We start from the raw sequence: 14,150 nt of genomic DNA, 5'->3' as shown, positions 1-14,150 counted from the left end.
AATAGCTATGTCGAATAAACCCTTTGTTTACCAGAACCCCTTCCCTCTTAGCAAAGATGATACGGAATACTATCTGCTGAGCCGCGAGCATGTTTCTGTTGCCGAATTTGAAGGTCAGGAAATCCTCAAAGTAGAACCTGAAGCGCTAACTCTGCTGGCGCAGCAAGCTTTCCATGACGCCTCTTTCATGTTGCGCCCTTCTCACCAGAAACAGGTTGCCGCGATCCTGAGCGACCCGGAAGCCAGCGAAAACGACAAATACGTTGCCCTGCAATTCCTGCGTAACTCAGAAATCGCCGCCAAAGGCGTACTGCCTACCTGTCAGGATACGGGTACCGCCATCATCATGGGTAAAAAAGGCCAGCGCGTCTGGACTGGCGGCGGCGATGAAGCTGCGCTGGCGCGCGGTGTTTACAACACCTACACCGAAGATAACCTGCGCTACTCACAGAATGCGCCGCTGGATATGTACACCGAGGTGAACACCAAAACCAACTTACCTGCGCAGATTGATCTCTACAGCGTTGATGGCGACGAGTACAAATTCCTCTGCGTCGCGAAGGGCGGCGGTTCAGCGAACAAAACCTATCTCTACCAGGAAACCAAAGCGCTGATCACCCCGGCAAAACTGAAAAACTATCTGGTTGAGAAAATGCGTACCCTGGGTACCGCGGCCTGCCCTCCGTACCATATCGCCTTTGTTATCGGCGGCACGTCAGCCGAAAGTACGCTGAAAACAGTTAAACTGGCGTCAACCCGCTATTATGACGGCCTGCCGACTGAAGGTAATGAGCATGGCCAGGCATTCCGCGATGTAAAACTTGAGCAGGAACTGCTGAAAGAAGCACAGAATCTGGGTCTGGGCGCACAATTCGGCGGCAAATACTTCGCCCACGACATCCGCGTGATCCGCCTGCCGCGTCACGGTGCATCCTGCCCGGTTGGCATGGGTGTTTCCTGCTCAGCAGACCGTAACATCAAAGCGAAGATTAACCGCGACGGTATCTGGATCGAGAAGATGGAGCATAATCCGGCTCAGTACATTCCAGAGGCGCTACGTCAGCAGGGTGAAGGCGATGCGATCGCCATCAATCTGAATCAGCCGATGAAAGAGATCCTCGCTCAGCTTTCCGCTCATCCGGTATCGACGCGCCTGTCGCTCAACGGGACGATTATCGTTGCCCGCGACATTGCGCATGCCAAACTGAAAGAGCTGATTGACAACGGAGAAGAGCTGCCACAGTACGTAAAAGATCACCCGATCTACTACGCCGGCCCGGCAAAAACCCCGGAAGGTTACGCTTCTGGTTCTCTTGGCCCAACCACCGCGGGCCGTATGGACAGCTACGTTGACCTGTTACAGTCTCATGGTGCAAGCATGGTGATGCTGGCGAAAGGCAACCGCAGTCAGCAAGTGACCGACGCTTGTCATCAGCACGGTGGCTTCTACCTTGGCAGTATCGGTGGCCCGGCGGCAATCCTCGCACAGGACAGCATTAAAAGCCTGGAATGTGTGGCCTACCCTGAACTGGGAATGGAAGCTATCTGGAAAATTGAAGTGGAAAACTTCCCGGCGTTTATCCTGGTGGATGACAAAGGAAATGATTTCTTCCAGCAGATCCAGAACAAACAGTGTGCGGGCTGCTCGCAGCGCTAACTGCCCCATCACCATCACGCATAGCGGTGTTTGTGCGTGATGGCGGCCTGATGCGCGCGATGCCATCAGGCCATTTCCCCGGCTATCAATAAAAAGTCGCTTTCGTCATCACCTTCAGCCTGAGCGGCTTTCTTGCAGGGTGATCGTCATAGGTGATGGTGACATCACAGGAACTGGGCGTACCCTGTTTATCGTACTTGCAGAGGCTTTCGCTGGTGTAGTTCTCGGAGTACTGCGATCTATTAATCAGTTTATAATCCAGTGGTTTATGTTCCGGGTCACTGTAGGTGACAACATTCGTTGCCGTTACACCACGCGATGAGAAGAATTTGGTCATCGTCATCCGCCCGCTTGCATCATAAGCATATTCTGAGACTTTATTTCCCATAAACCGTGTTGCCGTCAATAACCCGTTTTCCCCGGTATTATATTCCTCAAAGCCACCATTCTCCGTTTTTGACACAATATTACATTTTTCATCCAGAGTAATTACAATGATTGACCAGTCCTTCACTCCTTTTAGTGAACGACCATCACGTTTGAGAATGAGCTCTGATTTTTTTCTTACATCATTAAATTGCATACTATCGATACAGCCACTTTCGTTAAGGGATGCCTCAAGCTCATACACCATTTTGCCTTTATCATTTTCAATGACGACGTTTAAATTCTTGACCGCACCAGCAACAGGCATAAATCCATATAAAAGCGAAAAATTATATAAAACAGGAACATATGAATTACTCGCTAATACAGAGGTCGATACCACGAAAAATCCGAACAATAAATCCCTCTTTATCAAAATCATGATCCCCTCCGTTATAATCTATTGCTGCTTTCTTATAGTAAGCCACATCCCTCTCCCACGCTCAATATACTTAACGTATATTTTGACAATGAATAATCTCATCAATAATAAATTAAACATTAGACTCGTAGAATTAATGCAATACACGTACTCAGGAAATTATTATTCCATATCGGTGTTAATAGTTGCATCATGGTATTAATCTGTCGCAGCAAAATAAATATCCGGGAAACGCATTGGCTATTTTCTTTGATGTACAAGTGAACGTCGGGGCTAATGGAATAGACAGCGGATTGCACAGCCGCTAGCATGCCATAACGTTTCTTATCTCTCAGTGACATTTCCATTATGAAAAATGATATCAGATCTCTGGATCTCAATCTGCTCAAAGCGCTCGATGCCCTGCTTGATGAAGGGAGCGTCACCCGGGCGGCACAGCGGCTTTCCCTGACCCAGCCAGCCGTCAGCGGGATGCTTACCCGCCTGCGCGACTATTTCGACGACCCGCTGTTCGTGCGCGCCCAGCGCGGGATGGTGCCCACCGCGCGCGCCTGCGAACTGGCTGCGCCGGTAAAACAGATTTTGACTGATATCTCTGTTCTGCTGCAGCCCGTAGATTTTGACCCGCTGAGCGCCAGGATGACCTGTTCCATCATGGCTACCGATTACGCTCTAAAAGCCGTCATCGTTCCTCTGATGAGCGCACTCAAAAAACGTGCGCCGGGTATCCGTGTCGCCGTTCATCCGCTCGATAACACGCGACTCTTATCCCTGCTGGAACGGGGTGAAATCGACCTGGCGCTGGTGACTCCAGAGAGCACACCCGAAGACCTTCACGGACGAGCACTCTACGAGGAAGAGTATGTCTGTATGATGCGCGATAGTCATCCCATCCTGCTTTCCGGCTCAATGACGCTGGATACCTTCTGCGAACAGGAACATATCCTCGTCTCCTCCGGGGGAGGGTTCTGGGGAGTCACGGATGAAGCGCTGGCGAAACTCGGAAGGAAGCGGCATGTCGGAATGTCTGTTAACAGCTTCCTAGTGTTACCGGAAATATTACGCACGACAGACATGATAGCCGTTGTTCCCCGTCGTCTCGCCTGCCAGCACGACAATTTGACTATTGTCCCCCCACCGCTGGCAGTACCCGGTTTTACCAAAAGCATGGCCTGGCACGAGCGTAACCATCGCGACCCGGCGCATCAGTGGATACGCGCATTGTGTGCGGAGGTCAGCCAGCCGGGATCGCTGTGATATAAGTTATCTTATGTGCTTCATCGTGATTACTAATTTGTCTTATATGTGGTTCTGCCGATAATAGCTTCATACCGCCGGAACAGCGTTTAGTGACACAACTCAGCCTCCACTGCCGGCGACATCGACACTATATTCAGGAGAAACACGATGAATGCAATTAACTGGCCGGAAGGTTTTGTACCGGGCTATACCGATAACTTCGTTTCTAACGAGATGATTGTTGCCAATTTGAGCGTAAAAGATGTTTGGCCATTTCTGAATCAACCTTTTTTGTGGCCTGATTACTACAAAAACTCAGCAGACATTCGTTTCTACGATAATAAAGGCCCTGAACTGGAAAACGGCGTTCGCTTTTACTTCAGCACCTTCGGCTTCCCGGTAGAGTCTCAGGTGGTTGAATATCTTCCCCCGGCAAATGGCCAGGCCGCGCGTGTCGCCTGGCACGGTTGGTCTGGAGAGGTAAACAGCGCAGACCGCCTGGACGTGCACCACGCCTGGTTACTGGAAGATCTTCCTGGCAACCGCGTACGCATCCTGACCCAGGAAACTCAGAATGGTCAGCCTGCGAAAGCCCTCGCGGCAACCCGCCCTAACCCGATGCTGAACGGCCACCAGGAGTGGCTTGATGGGCTGGTTGACGCAGCGCTGAAGGCAAAAAAAGCCTGATGAGGGATCCCCCATCAGGCCTGCCATTCAGCGCTTTGGCACGGTGATGAAATGCCGGACAACGGGAGGTTCATCGCCCACATGATATTTCAGCAGTTCAGCTTGTATATCGGCATCAGATTTAGATACTCGCTGGTGTTGACGTAAATGTTCCGCCCAGGACTCAACCATAAACCACTCCAGTAGTATTCGCGGATTGGATGAGTCCTCGGTGATCCCCCAACGGTATGCCCCATCACGGCGTCGTTCATGGGAAAATGCGTGGATGATACGCAGAAAATCCTGACGCTGCTGTGGGTCGATTTCATATTCAATCTGCACCAGCACCGGCCCGCGATCGTGCTCAACGTCTCCCGACGTCAGCGGCTCAGGCCAGTGGTTTGAAGGCATCAGGTCAGACTCCCCCGTCGGCAAGCGCAGACGATAGCTCACCGCGCCAATAACGATAATCCCTATAGCCCCGATAAAAAGTGTCTGCTGCACGCCAGCCGACTGCGCCAGCGCGCCCCAGGCCAGGCTTCCCGCCGTCATTGCGCCATTAAAAACGGTCAGATAGACCGCCAGCGACCGCCCGCGAACCCAGTTAGGTAGAATAGATTGCGCTACGCCATTAAAGGTCGTCAGCGCGATAATCCAGCCGCATCCCAACACGACCAGCGCCACCACAGCCAGCCACTGCGGCGGGGCAATCGACAACAGCGCCATGACCGCAGCGGTAATGACCGACGCAAGCAGCAGCAGACCGTCAGCGCTGCATTTTTGTCGCAGAGTCGGCAGCAGAAAAGCCCCCAGAATCGCACCAACCCCCACCGCGCCCAGCAGAATGCCGTAAAATCCGGCATCCCCACCCAGAACCCGACGAGCAACCAGCGGCAGAAGCGCCCAGACAGAACTACAAAAGGCAAAAAACAGGAAGGTACGGATCAATACGACATGCAGTTCGCGGCTGGCCATCGTAAAACGCAGCCCGGCGCGGAAGGCACCGAGAAACTTTTCCGCCAGCTCATCACTCTCGGTTTTTGTTCGTTTCCACCATAGCAGTGCGGCAATCACGAAAAGGTAGCTGATCACATCCACGCCGTAAGTGACCGAAGTACCATAGGTCGCCAGCACGATACCGCCTAACGCGGGGCCAATCGCCCTGGCAATATTAATGCCCAGAGAGTTCAGTGCGACGGCGTCGCGCAAATCCTGTTTTTTCACCAGTTCGGGGACGATAGCCTGCCAGGTCGGCCCCATCAGTGCCGCACCAATCCCGCCGACAAATGTCAGCATCACCAGCGAAAGAATGGTTTGCAGACCTGTAGCAGAAAGCAATAGCAAAGAGATGCTCACGCTCGCCATCAGGAATTGAATGCCAATCAGAAATTTACGCCGATCGAGAATATCGGAAAGCACGCCTGCGGGAATTGCGAGCAGAAATACCGGTAACGTCGCCGCCGCCTGAACCATAGCAACCGCAAATGGCGATGAAGAGAGGTCGGTCACCAGCCAGGAACTGGCAATATCTCGCGCGAATGAACCAATATTACCGATAATCGTGGCCACCCAAAGTACGGCAAAAACCGTCTGGCGCAGAGGGCCAAAACCGCTGGATGTGGCGGTTGTCATGATTGCTCCCCCCACGTCCCGCTATGACGCAACAACAACATTTCTTTTTTCTGTTCAGCCATCGTTAACCCTCAGTCAATGTTCCCGGGATTAAAGTTAGCCGAAAGAAGCGATTAACACCCAATATCCTTATTAAAAAAGCCCCGACAGTTTTACCGGGGCAGAAACGGCGATCAGCGATAATCAATTACATCATTGTTTGAGGCAGAATTGCGATCGGTAGCTGGTGAGACAGCACCCTCAATCCGATCACGGTAAAAATGCAGACGCTGCTGGAAGTGTTCAGACATATCTAACGGCATATTACCCACTACAGCACGTGCGCACAGGCCACGTTGTTCATACTCCATTTTCGCAACGGTAAAGGCGATAAAATCTACGTTAGTTTTCATAGACTTTGGACAAAACTCAAACATATAAGCTCCTTTATTGTTTGTTTTCTCCACCCGACACACAGAGTCGGCTTTTTAAGCATAGCCTTTTTTTTAACCGCTGCGTCAAATAGCATCACAATAACAGTGGATACTTACCTGTTTTTAATTTTGCTGAAATATCTATACGATGAAATAAGGTATTTAAAATCAGAAGATATAATTTAGCCGAGAACTAATGCATCTCTGCGATTATTTCATCGTTTTGTACCCTGAATAGGAAAAATCAAAATGTCGTATCAGTGTCTGCATCCTGGTCCGCTTAACCTACAGGCGCCGCTCACTCAAAAGTCTGTACCGGCTTGAAGGCGTTAAGGGTAAACCAGACGCTGTGATTTTTTGAGGATATTCTCAGATTATCTCAATGCGAGTTGGGTCACTGAAAATAAAAGGGGTAAGTGCTTGAATAGTGGCGGAGAGAGGGGGATTTGAACCCCCGGTAGAGTTGCCCCTACTCCGGTTTTCGAGACCGGTCCGTTCAGCCGCTCCGGCATCTCTCCGTTATGATGGTTGCCATGATGCCAGGTTATTTGGCATTTTAACAGACCCAGTCCCTTCAATTGCGTTCAAGTGACGAGTTTGCGAGCAAAATGATGATTAAATGGCCCTGGAAGGCAGACGACTCTGCTGATAAAACCGACATCCCCTGGGAACAAGCGTTCTCCGTCCCGCTTTTGGCCAATCTCAGCACCGATGAGCAAGCCAGGCTACAGCCGCTCGCCGATCGTTTTTTGCAGCAAAAACGTCTGGTGCCACTTCAGGGATTGGTGATCGAGCCCGTTACCGAGGCGCGTATTGCCCTGCTATTTTGCCTTCCGATCCTCGAACTTGGGCTGGAGTGGCTCGATGGCTTCCATGAAGTGCTAATCTACCCTGCTCCATTCGTGGTGGATGATGAGTGGGAGGACGACATTGGCCTGGTGCATAACCAACGCGTGGTACAGTCCGGACAGAGCTGGCAGCAGGGCCCCATCATTCTCAACTGGCTGGATATTCAGGACTCCTTCGATACATCAGGTTTTAATCTGATTATCCATGAAGTGGCACACAAACTGGACTCACGCAATGGCGATCGTGCCAGCGGTATCCCTCTGATTCCCCTACGTGAAGTTGCGGGGTGGGAACACGATCTCCATGCCGCCATGGATAACATACAGGATGAGATAGACCTGGTCGGAGAAAGCGCCGCCAGCATTGATGCTTATGCGGCAACTGACCCCGCAGAATGCTTCGCTGTACTCTCTGAATATTTTTTCAGCGCCCCCGAACTTTTTGCGCCGCGATTCCCTGCCCTGTGGCAACGTTTCTGCCGGTTCTACCGTCAGGATCCACTGGCTCGTTTACGTGATAATGGCGAAGACGAGGAGATCCCGCCGGTAGTTCACTAAAACAGCAAGTCGCACTAAAATCATGCAATTGAATCAGTTAGTTAATTTTACTGTTGACACAAATATTCGGGGCCAGTAGTATTCGCCCCGTTCACACGATTCCTCTGTAGTTCAGTCGGTAGAACGGCGGACTGTTAATCCGTATGTCACTGGTTCGAGTCCAGTCAGAGGAGCCAAATTCAGAAAAGCCTGCTCAGGAAACTAAGCAGGCTTTTTGCTTTCTGCATTATATCCTCGCCAGAATACGCCGTACCATTTCTTCAAATTCAACCAGATCGATATGATCAATATCCCTGCCGACAACAAGCGTCTCTGAAATCTCCTGCATCGCTGGCCAGCGCGTTTTATAGTCAGCATAAATGGCAATTGCAGGAGTATTGTATGCACTAGCCATGTGCAGGATGGATGTATCAGGAGTGATAGTCAGAAAAGCATCTTTAATGACGCTTGCCGATCGCATTAATGAAGGTGCTAAAGAGAGGTGATAAACATCATCGTATGATTCGGTTAATTTAACTGCACAGTCAGCGCCTTTCGGCCCGTGAACAATAATGACTGGCATATCAGTTGCTTTTTTAATCGTCATAATGATCTTTTGTGCAACGGTAAAAGAAAATGTCCGTGCCTGCACACTCCCTTCCAGATTAAGCGCAATATAATCCCCCCACAAGGTCGTCTCGCGACGCACTTCCTCAAGAACGTCTTCGCTTAGGGGAAATTCATATTTTGCGATAACGGCTGGAAAGCCCGCCTCCCTCATTAATAGTGCCCAGGTCATGGGTACGGGCGCGCGCAGCGTCTGATCCATCCTGGAGGCCATCTTACAGACTGGGGAGTAACATTTTTGCGATAACCCAACGACCTGAAAATTGGTTGTTGCTCGCAGAGTACGAACAAAAAGCATCGTTTTCAGGTTTTTCTTGCGCATGGCTTCAATACAGAGATCCGGCGTACCGTGCTGATCTTTTATTGCTTTTGCGACATTTTTTATCTCTTTGAGACTGGCATAGTCTTGCATCGTCATGCTGACTACCGTCAATTGTGTATGACTTAATTTAAGTGATTCAAACACCGGTTTATTCATTACCGATGCCACAATAAGAAGATGTTTTATCTGCTGTTTTTCCAGAGAGCGAATAAGCGGAAAAATTGCCATCGCATCGCCTATCTGATCGGGAATATGAATAACGACAAATTTTACATTCCCACTGTCGATGGGTTTTTCTTTGTAATCATAAAAATTAAAAATAATATTCCTGAGAAGATTAATTAATAACATTTTTAACTACACCTCCCTGTAGATTAAAATAGTGTGCAGTCTAACAGATCCTGGCATAAATCGTAAAATAATCGTTACACTAAAATTCAGCACATAAAACCATTCACTCTTCAGGCCTGCCGAGGTAGTCTCATAAGTGCCAGTTATGAACCGGCGCAATGTGTACAATTTAATTTACATTATAAGAAAAAACAGCACAGACAGGATAACTATGGACTCCACCCTCACCTCCACGCGTCCTCAGGAGACAACGCCTTCACTTAACCGCGCGCGACGCGCAGCGCTGGGCAGTTTCGCCGGTGCCGTCGTCGACTGGTATGATTTTTTGCTTTATGGCATCACTGCCGCGCTGGTTTTCAATCGGGAATTTTTCCCCCAGGTCAGCCCGGCGATGGGCACACTGGCCGCATTCGCCACGTTTGGCGTCGGCTTCCTTTTCCGCCCGCTGGGTGGGGTAATTTTCGGTCACTTTGGCGATCGCCTTGGCCGTAAACGTATGCTGATGCTCACAGTATGGTTGATGGGCGGTGCCACGGCGCTGATCGGCATGCTCCCTTCTTTTGCTTCAGCAGGCTGGTGGGCCCCGGTGCTACTGGTCACGCTGCGCGCCGTTCAGGGATTTGCCGTGGGGGGTGAATGGGGTGGCGCGGCCTTACTCTCCGTAGAAAGCGCGCCAGAGGATAAAAAAGCCTTTTACAGCAGTGGTGTCCAGGTGGGGTATGGCGTAGGTTTACTGCTCTCCACCGGGCTGGTTTCACTTATCAGTATGATGACCACCGATGAGCAGTTTCTGAGCTGGGGCTGGCGCATTCCATTCCTCTTTAGCGTTGTACTGGTGCTTGGCGCGCTGTGGGTTCGCAACGGGATGGAAGAGTCTGCAGAATTTGAACAGCAGCAGACACCATCAGTCAAAAAGAGACTTCCGGTAATAGAAGCATTAACCCAACACCCAGGCGCTTTTGTAAAAATTATTGGCCTGCGCCTGTGCGAACTGCTGACCATGTATATTGTCACCGCCTTCGCACTCAACTACTCAACGCAGAACCTCGGCCTCCCCCGCGAGCTGTTTCTCAATATCGGTTTGCTGGTGGGCGGGATAAGCTGTCTGACTATCCCCTGCTTCGCCTGGCTTGCTGACCGCTTTGGTCGTCGCCGTGTGTACATTACCGGTGCGCTAACCGGCACCCTCTGCGCCTTCCCGTTCTTTATGGCACTGGAAGCACAATCGATTTTCTGGATCGTATTCTTCTCTATCATGCTGGCGAATATCGCCCATGACATGGTCGTTTGCGTTCAGCAACCCATGTTTACCGGCATGTTTGGCGCAGGCTACCGCTATAGCGGCGCGGGGGTGGGGTATCAGGTTGCAAGCGTAGTCGGTGGCGGATTTACCCCGTTTATCGCAGCGGCGCTGGTCACCTTCTCCGGCGGCGACTGGCACAGTGTGGCAATTTATCTGCTGGTAGGCTGTCTTATTTCCGCCATGACCGCGTTGCTGATGAAAAATAAACCGCATCCCTGACCCTCATGCTTAAAGGTTAACCAGTTGTAACAAAGGCGTCGTCTGACGCTTTTGTTTCATCCGGGGCTGACATACTATCGATGAACGCCGCAGACCTGACACAAGGAGCGAAGGATGAATACTACGAGCGCGAGCCTGACGCCGGAACAAGCCCTGGAAAAACTTCAGGCACTATACGACCAATCAGTCACCGCCCTGCGTGATGCCATTTCCATCTATATTGACAATCATTCGCTGCCTGATCCGAAAGCGCGCGCAGACGGGCTTTTTGTCTACCCTCAGCTCTCCGTTTCATGGAATGGAAACGCGCACAAGGCACAAAAAACGCGGGCTTTTGGCCGCTTCACCCACTCAGGGTGTTACACCACCACCATCACCCATCCGACGCTGTTTCGCCCCTATTTACTCGAACAGCTTACGTTACTGCACGAAGATTATGATGCGCATATTGAGGTTGGCCTGTCGCAGCATGAAATTCCTTATCCCTATGTCATTGATGGTTTACTGCTCGACCGCTCAATGAGTGCTGATTTAACCCGCTTCTTCCCTACCACCGAACTGGCGCAAATTGGCGACGAAACGGCTGACGGCATTTTCCATCCCACGGAGTTTTACCCGCTATCGCATTTTGATGCCCGTCGCGTCGACTTCTCTCTGGCCCGACTGCGCCACTATACCGGCACACCGGTTGAACACTTCCAGCCCTTTGTACTTTTTACTAACTACACCCGCTATGTGGATGAGTTCGTGCGCTGGGGATGCAGCCAGATCCTCGATCCTGAGAGCCCTTATATTGCTCTCTCCTGCGCGGGCGGTATCTGGATCACCGCCGAAACGGAAGCACCGGAGCAGGCGATTTCCGACCTGGCCTGGAAAAAGCACCAAATGCCAGCCTGGCATTTAATTACTGCGGATGGTCAGGGGATCACGCTGATTAACATTGGCGTCGGGCCATCAAATGCCAAAAATATCTGCGACCACCTTGCGGTGTTGCGCCCTGACGTCTGGCTGATGATTGGCCACTGCGGCGGGCTGCGCGAAAGCCAGACCATCGGTGACTACGTGCTCGCCCACGCCTATCTGCGTGACGACCACGTACTGGACGCCGTTCTGCCGCCGGATATTCCAATCCCGAGCATCGCGGAAGTGCAGCGCGCACTCTACGACGCGACCAAACAGGTTAGCGGCATGCCGGGTGAAGAAGTCAAACAGCGCCTGCGTACAGGCACCGTGGTCACGACTGACGATCGAAACTGGGAGCTACGCTACTCTGCCTCGGCTCTGCGCTTTAACTTAAGCCGCGCGGTAGCGATTGATATGGAGAGCGCCACCATTGCCGCCCAGGGCTATCGCTTCCGGGTACCTTATGGCACTCTGCTGTGCGTCTCAGATAAACCGCTGCACGGCGAAATTAAGCTGCCGGGTCAGGCTAACCGTTTCTACGAAGGCGCGATTTCCGAGCATCTGCAAATAGGCATTCGGGCCATTGACCTGCTGCGCGCCGAAGGCGACAAGCTCCACTCCCGTAAGCTGCGCACGTTCAACGAACCCCCGTTCCGCTAATATAATGAAAAGGGTCAGAAATGGCCCTTTTTGCTTCCTGCCAACCCAACGCGGTATAGCGCTTTCGAGAGAGCGCATGCCTGATGCTGTCGTGAATGCCGGCTGGAAGCTATTCTGAGTTGAAACGCAGAAAAGCAAAAAGCCCGCTAAAAAGCGGGCTTCTCAAATTTGGCTCCTCTGACTGGACTCGAACCAGTGACATACGGATTAACAGTCCGCCGTTCTACCGACTGAACTACAGAGGAATCGTGTGAACGGGGCGAATATTAACGGGGTGCCCCGGGGTTGTCAAAGCCTGATTTCACAAAAAAATGCCGTTTGCTGAATTATTCCGCACTTCGGTCAAAAATTGTTGTTTGCGGATGTTTTTCACAGCAATTACGCGTCTATTCCGACTTCACTCGCGGATATTTCCACAGCCAGCGCCCGCTCACTAATCGCCAGTAGAAAAACGCCCCACGCACCGCCCAGTCGAGGAACATCCCCAGCCAGACACCGACAACGCCCATGCCAAGCACAACCCCCAGCGTATAACCCGCCACCACGCGACAGCCCCACATGCCGAGCATTGACACCCACATGGCAAAACGCACGTCGCGCGCCCCTTTAAAACCTGACGGTAACACCCAGGACGCGGCCCAAATAGGCATGAAAGCCGCATTCAACCACAGCAACACTTTCACTACTTCTTTCACATCTTGTTCCTGGGTGTAAAACGACGCGAATAGCCCGGCAAACGGTGCGGTTCCCCAGGCGATTGCCGTTAGCACAATGGTCGACATCCAGAACACATGGCGCAACTGCCGCTCTGCCTGGCCTATCTGACCGGTACCCAGTCGTTTTCCGGTAATAATCGTGGAGGCCGAGCCAAGGGCATTCCCCGGCAGGTTAATCAATGCCGCCACCGAAAAGGCAATAAAGTTACCGGCAATGACATTCGTCCCCATACCGGCAACAAACATCTGCGTCAGCAATTTCCCGCTATTGAACAGAACGGATTCAATACTTGCCGGAATACCAATTCCCATCACCTCCCAGATAATGGCGAAGTTAAGTGGCTTGAGATAGCTTTTCAACGGAATACGCAGCGCAGGGTTAAAACCTATCATCAACACCCAGATAATCGCCGCTGCGCCGATATAGCGAGAAATGGTCAACCCAAGCCCCGCCCCTGCAAACCCCAGCCCCTGCCAGGAAAAGGCACCGTAAATCAGAACGCTGCTGATGACGATATTGAGGATATTCATCCCGCCATTAATCATTAGCGGAATTTTTGTGTTTCCGGCTCCCCGCAACGCCCCGCTGCCAATAAGAGCAATCGCCGCTGCCGGATAACTCAGCACCGTCAGTTCAAGGTAAGTTAACGCCAGTGCTTTAACTTCCTCTGTCGCCTCACCGGCGACGATATTAATGATTTCACTGCCGAAATAGTGGATAACGGCCGCCAGCACGGCCGCGAACAGCGTCATGATCACCAGCGACTGCCGCGCAGCCGCCCTTGCGCGCCGCCGGTCACGCTTACCCAGGCTGAATGCAACTACCACTGTTGTACCAAGATCGATCGCCGCGAAGAAGGCCATGATGACCATATTGAAACTGTCAGCGAGGCCAACGCCCGCCATCGCTTCTTTCCCCAACCAGCTAACCAGGAATGTACTCAATACCCCCATCAGCAGGACGCAGGTATTCTCCAGAAAAATAGGTACAGCAAGAGGGGTGATTTCACGCCAGAAGAGAACACGGTAGCTTTTGCGTTTTTTATACCAGGGCGTGCGTGCAACGGCCTGACGGAGCGCAGTGGTGACGTTCAAAGTAGACCTTAGTGAGAAAGTTGAAACTCCATTTCAAATGATGAGCGAGAAAGCTAAATCCTGCAAAACATTTTTCCTTAATATTTGTCGGTAATTACGACAAATTGTTGTCAGAAACGGCAATCAGCAACACCAGCCAGAATTGGTGTTTGAC

General features: G+C 51.5%; 11 protein-coding genes and 3 tRNA genes. 7 read left to right on the top strand and 7 right to left on the bottom strand.

Annotated features, from left to right (window positions below):
- Positions 1 to 7: 7 nt before the first annotated feature.
- Positions 8 to 1,657: a class I fumarate hydratase FumA gene (gene fumA, locus VSR74_RS15715; RefSeq protein WP_347795576.1), complete on the top strand. Its 1,650-nt coding sequence runs from the start codon at positions 8 to 10 to the stop codon at positions 1,655 to 1,657.
- An 85-nt stretch (positions 1,658 to 1,742) separates the two neighbouring features.
- Here the strand turns inward: fumA and VSR74_RS15710 are convergent, their stop codons facing one another.
- Positions 1,743 to 2,465, bottom strand: a complete 723-nt coding sequence (locus VSR74_RS15710) for a YnfC family lipoprotein (protein ID WP_347795575.1) — start codon at positions 2,463 to 2,465, stop codon at positions 1,743 to 1,745.
- A 348-nt stretch (positions 2,466 to 2,813) separates the two neighbouring features.
- Between VSR74_RS15710 and VSR74_RS15705 the strand changes: the two genes are divergently transcribed.
- Positions 2,814 to 3,722: a LysR family transcriptional regulator gene (locus VSR74_RS15705; protein WP_347795574.1), complete on the top strand. Its 909-nt coding sequence runs from the start codon at positions 2,814 to 2,816 to the stop codon at positions 3,720 to 3,722.
- 150 nt (positions 3,723 to 3,872) lie between these two features.
- Positions 3,873 to 4,391: an SRPBCC family protein gene (locus tag VSR74_RS15700; protein ID WP_347795573.1), complete on the top strand. Its 519-nt coding sequence runs from the start codon at positions 3,873 to 3,875 to the stop codon at positions 4,389 to 4,391.
- A gap of 27 nt (positions 4,392 to 4,418) precedes the next feature.
- Here the strand turns inward: VSR74_RS15700 and VSR74_RS15695 are convergent, their stop codons facing one another.
- The 3 genes from VSR74_RS15695 to VSR74_RS15685 form a co-directional block, all read right to left on the bottom strand.
- Positions 4,419 to 6,002 carry an MFS transporter gene (locus tag VSR74_RS15695; protein WP_347795572.1) on the bottom strand — a complete coding sequence of 528 codons (1,584 nt, stop codon included), beginning with the start codon at positions 6,000 to 6,002 and terminating at the stop codon, positions 4,419 to 4,421.
- A 173-nt stretch (positions 6,003 to 6,175) separates the two neighbouring features.
- Positions 6,176 to 6,418: a hypothetical protein gene (locus tag VSR74_RS15690; protein ID WP_347795571.1), complete on the bottom strand. Its 243-nt coding sequence runs from the start codon at positions 6,416 to 6,418 to the stop codon at positions 6,176 to 6,178.
- 425 nt (positions 6,419 to 6,843) lie between these two features.
- Positions 6,844 to 6,933, bottom strand: a tRNA-Ser gene (locus tag VSR74_RS15685).
- Between the two features lie 90 nt (positions 6,934 to 7,023).
- On the opposite strand from VSR74_RS15685, the gene mtfA reads away from it, so the two are divergent.
- Both mtfA and VSR74_RS15675 read left to right on the top strand, forming a co-directional pair.
- Entirely contained in the window at positions 7,024 to 7,821 is a 798-nt protein-coding gene (gene mtfA / locus VSR74_RS15680) for a DgsA anti-repressor MtfA (RefSeq protein ID WP_347795570.1), read from the top strand.
- A gap of 100 nt (positions 7,822 to 7,921) precedes the next feature.
- Positions 7,922 to 7,997 (top strand) — tRNA-Asn (locus tag VSR74_RS15675).
- Positions 7,998 to 8,047: 50 nt separating this feature from the next.
- Here the strand turns inward: VSR74_RS15675 and VSR74_RS15670 are convergent.
- On the bottom strand, positions 8,048 to 9,100 hold the full coding sequence (locus VSR74_RS15670; RefSeq protein ID WP_347795569.1) for a glycosyltransferase family 9 protein: 1,053 nt from the start codon (positions 9,098 to 9,100) through the stop codon (positions 8,048 to 8,050).
- 211 nt (positions 9,101 to 9,311) lie between these two features.
- Between VSR74_RS15670 and shiA the strand changes: the two genes are divergently transcribed.
- Together shiA and VSR74_RS15660 are read left to right on the top strand one after the other, a co-directional pair.
- A complete protein-coding gene (shiA, locus tag VSR74_RS15665; RefSeq protein WP_347795568.1) occupies positions 9,312 to 10,622 on the top strand; it encodes a shikimate transporter in 1,311 nt (436 codons plus the stop codon).
- Between the two features lie 114 nt (positions 10,623 to 10,736).
- Entirely contained in the window at positions 10,737 to 12,185 is a 1,449-nt protein-coding gene (locus tag VSR74_RS15660) for an AMP nucleosidase (RefSeq protein WP_347795567.1), read from the top strand.
- A 169-nt stretch (positions 12,186 to 12,354) separates the two neighbouring features.
- Here VSR74_RS15660 and VSR74_RS15655 read toward each other — a convergent pair.
- A tRNA-Asn gene (locus tag VSR74_RS15655) sits at positions 12,355 to 12,430 on the bottom strand.
- 141 nt (positions 12,431 to 12,571) lie between these two features.
- Positions 12,572 to 13,996: an EmmdR/YeeO family multidrug/toxin efflux MATE transporter gene (locus VSR74_RS15650; RefSeq protein ID WP_347795566.1), complete on the bottom strand. Its 1,425-nt coding sequence runs from the start codon at positions 13,994 to 13,996 to the stop codon at positions 12,572 to 12,574.
- Positions 13,997 to 14,150: the final 154 nt, after the last annotated feature.

It is taken from the genome of Pseudocitrobacter cyperus (assembly GCF_039889165.1).
Taxonomy (GTDB): domain Bacteria; phylum Pseudomonadota; class Gammaproteobacteria; order Enterobacterales; family Enterobacteriaceae; genus Pseudocitrobacter; species Pseudocitrobacter cyperus.
Note: the sequence above shows the minus strand (reverse complement) of the source record. Positions and strands in the feature narration are given on the sequence as shown.

Bases quoted from the DNA above. Each gene is read 5' to 3' on its own strand.
- fumA (WP_347795576.1), top strand. From the start codon at position 8: ATGTCGAATAAACCCTTTGTTTACCAGAACCCCTTCCCTCTTAGCAAA.
- VSR74_RS15710 (WP_347795575.1), bottom strand. From the start codon at position 2,465: ATGATTTTGATAAAGAGGGATTTATTGTTCGGATTTTTCGTGGTATCG.
- VSR74_RS15705 (WP_347795574.1), top strand. From the start codon at position 2,814: ATGAAAAATGATATCAGATCTCTGGATCTCAATCTGCTCAAAGCGCTC.
- VSR74_RS15700 (WP_347795573.1), top strand. From the start codon at position 3,873: ATGAATGCAATTAACTGGCCGGAAGGTTTTGTACCGGGCTATACCGAT.
- VSR74_RS15695 (WP_347795572.1), bottom strand. From the start codon at position 6,002: ATGACAACCGCCACATCCAGCGGTTTTGGCCCTCTGCGCCAGACGGTT.
- VSR74_RS15690 (WP_347795571.1), bottom strand. From the start codon at position 6,418: ATGTTTGAGTTTTGTCCAAAGTCTATGAAAACTAACGTAGATTTTATC.
- mtfA (WP_347795570.1), top strand. From the start codon at position 7,024: ATGATGATTAAATGGCCCTGGAAGGCAGACGACTCTGCTGATAAAACC.
- VSR74_RS15670 (WP_347795569.1), bottom strand. From the start codon at position 9,100: ATGTTATTAATTAATCTTCTCAGGAATATTATTTTTAATTTTTATGAT.
- shiA (WP_347795568.1), top strand. From the start codon at position 9,312: ATGGACTCCACCCTCACCTCCACGCGTCCTCAGGAGACAACGCCTTCA.
- VSR74_RS15660 (WP_347795567.1), top strand. From the start codon at position 10,737: ATGAATACTACGAGCGCGAGCCTGACGCCGGAACAAGCCCTGGAAAAA.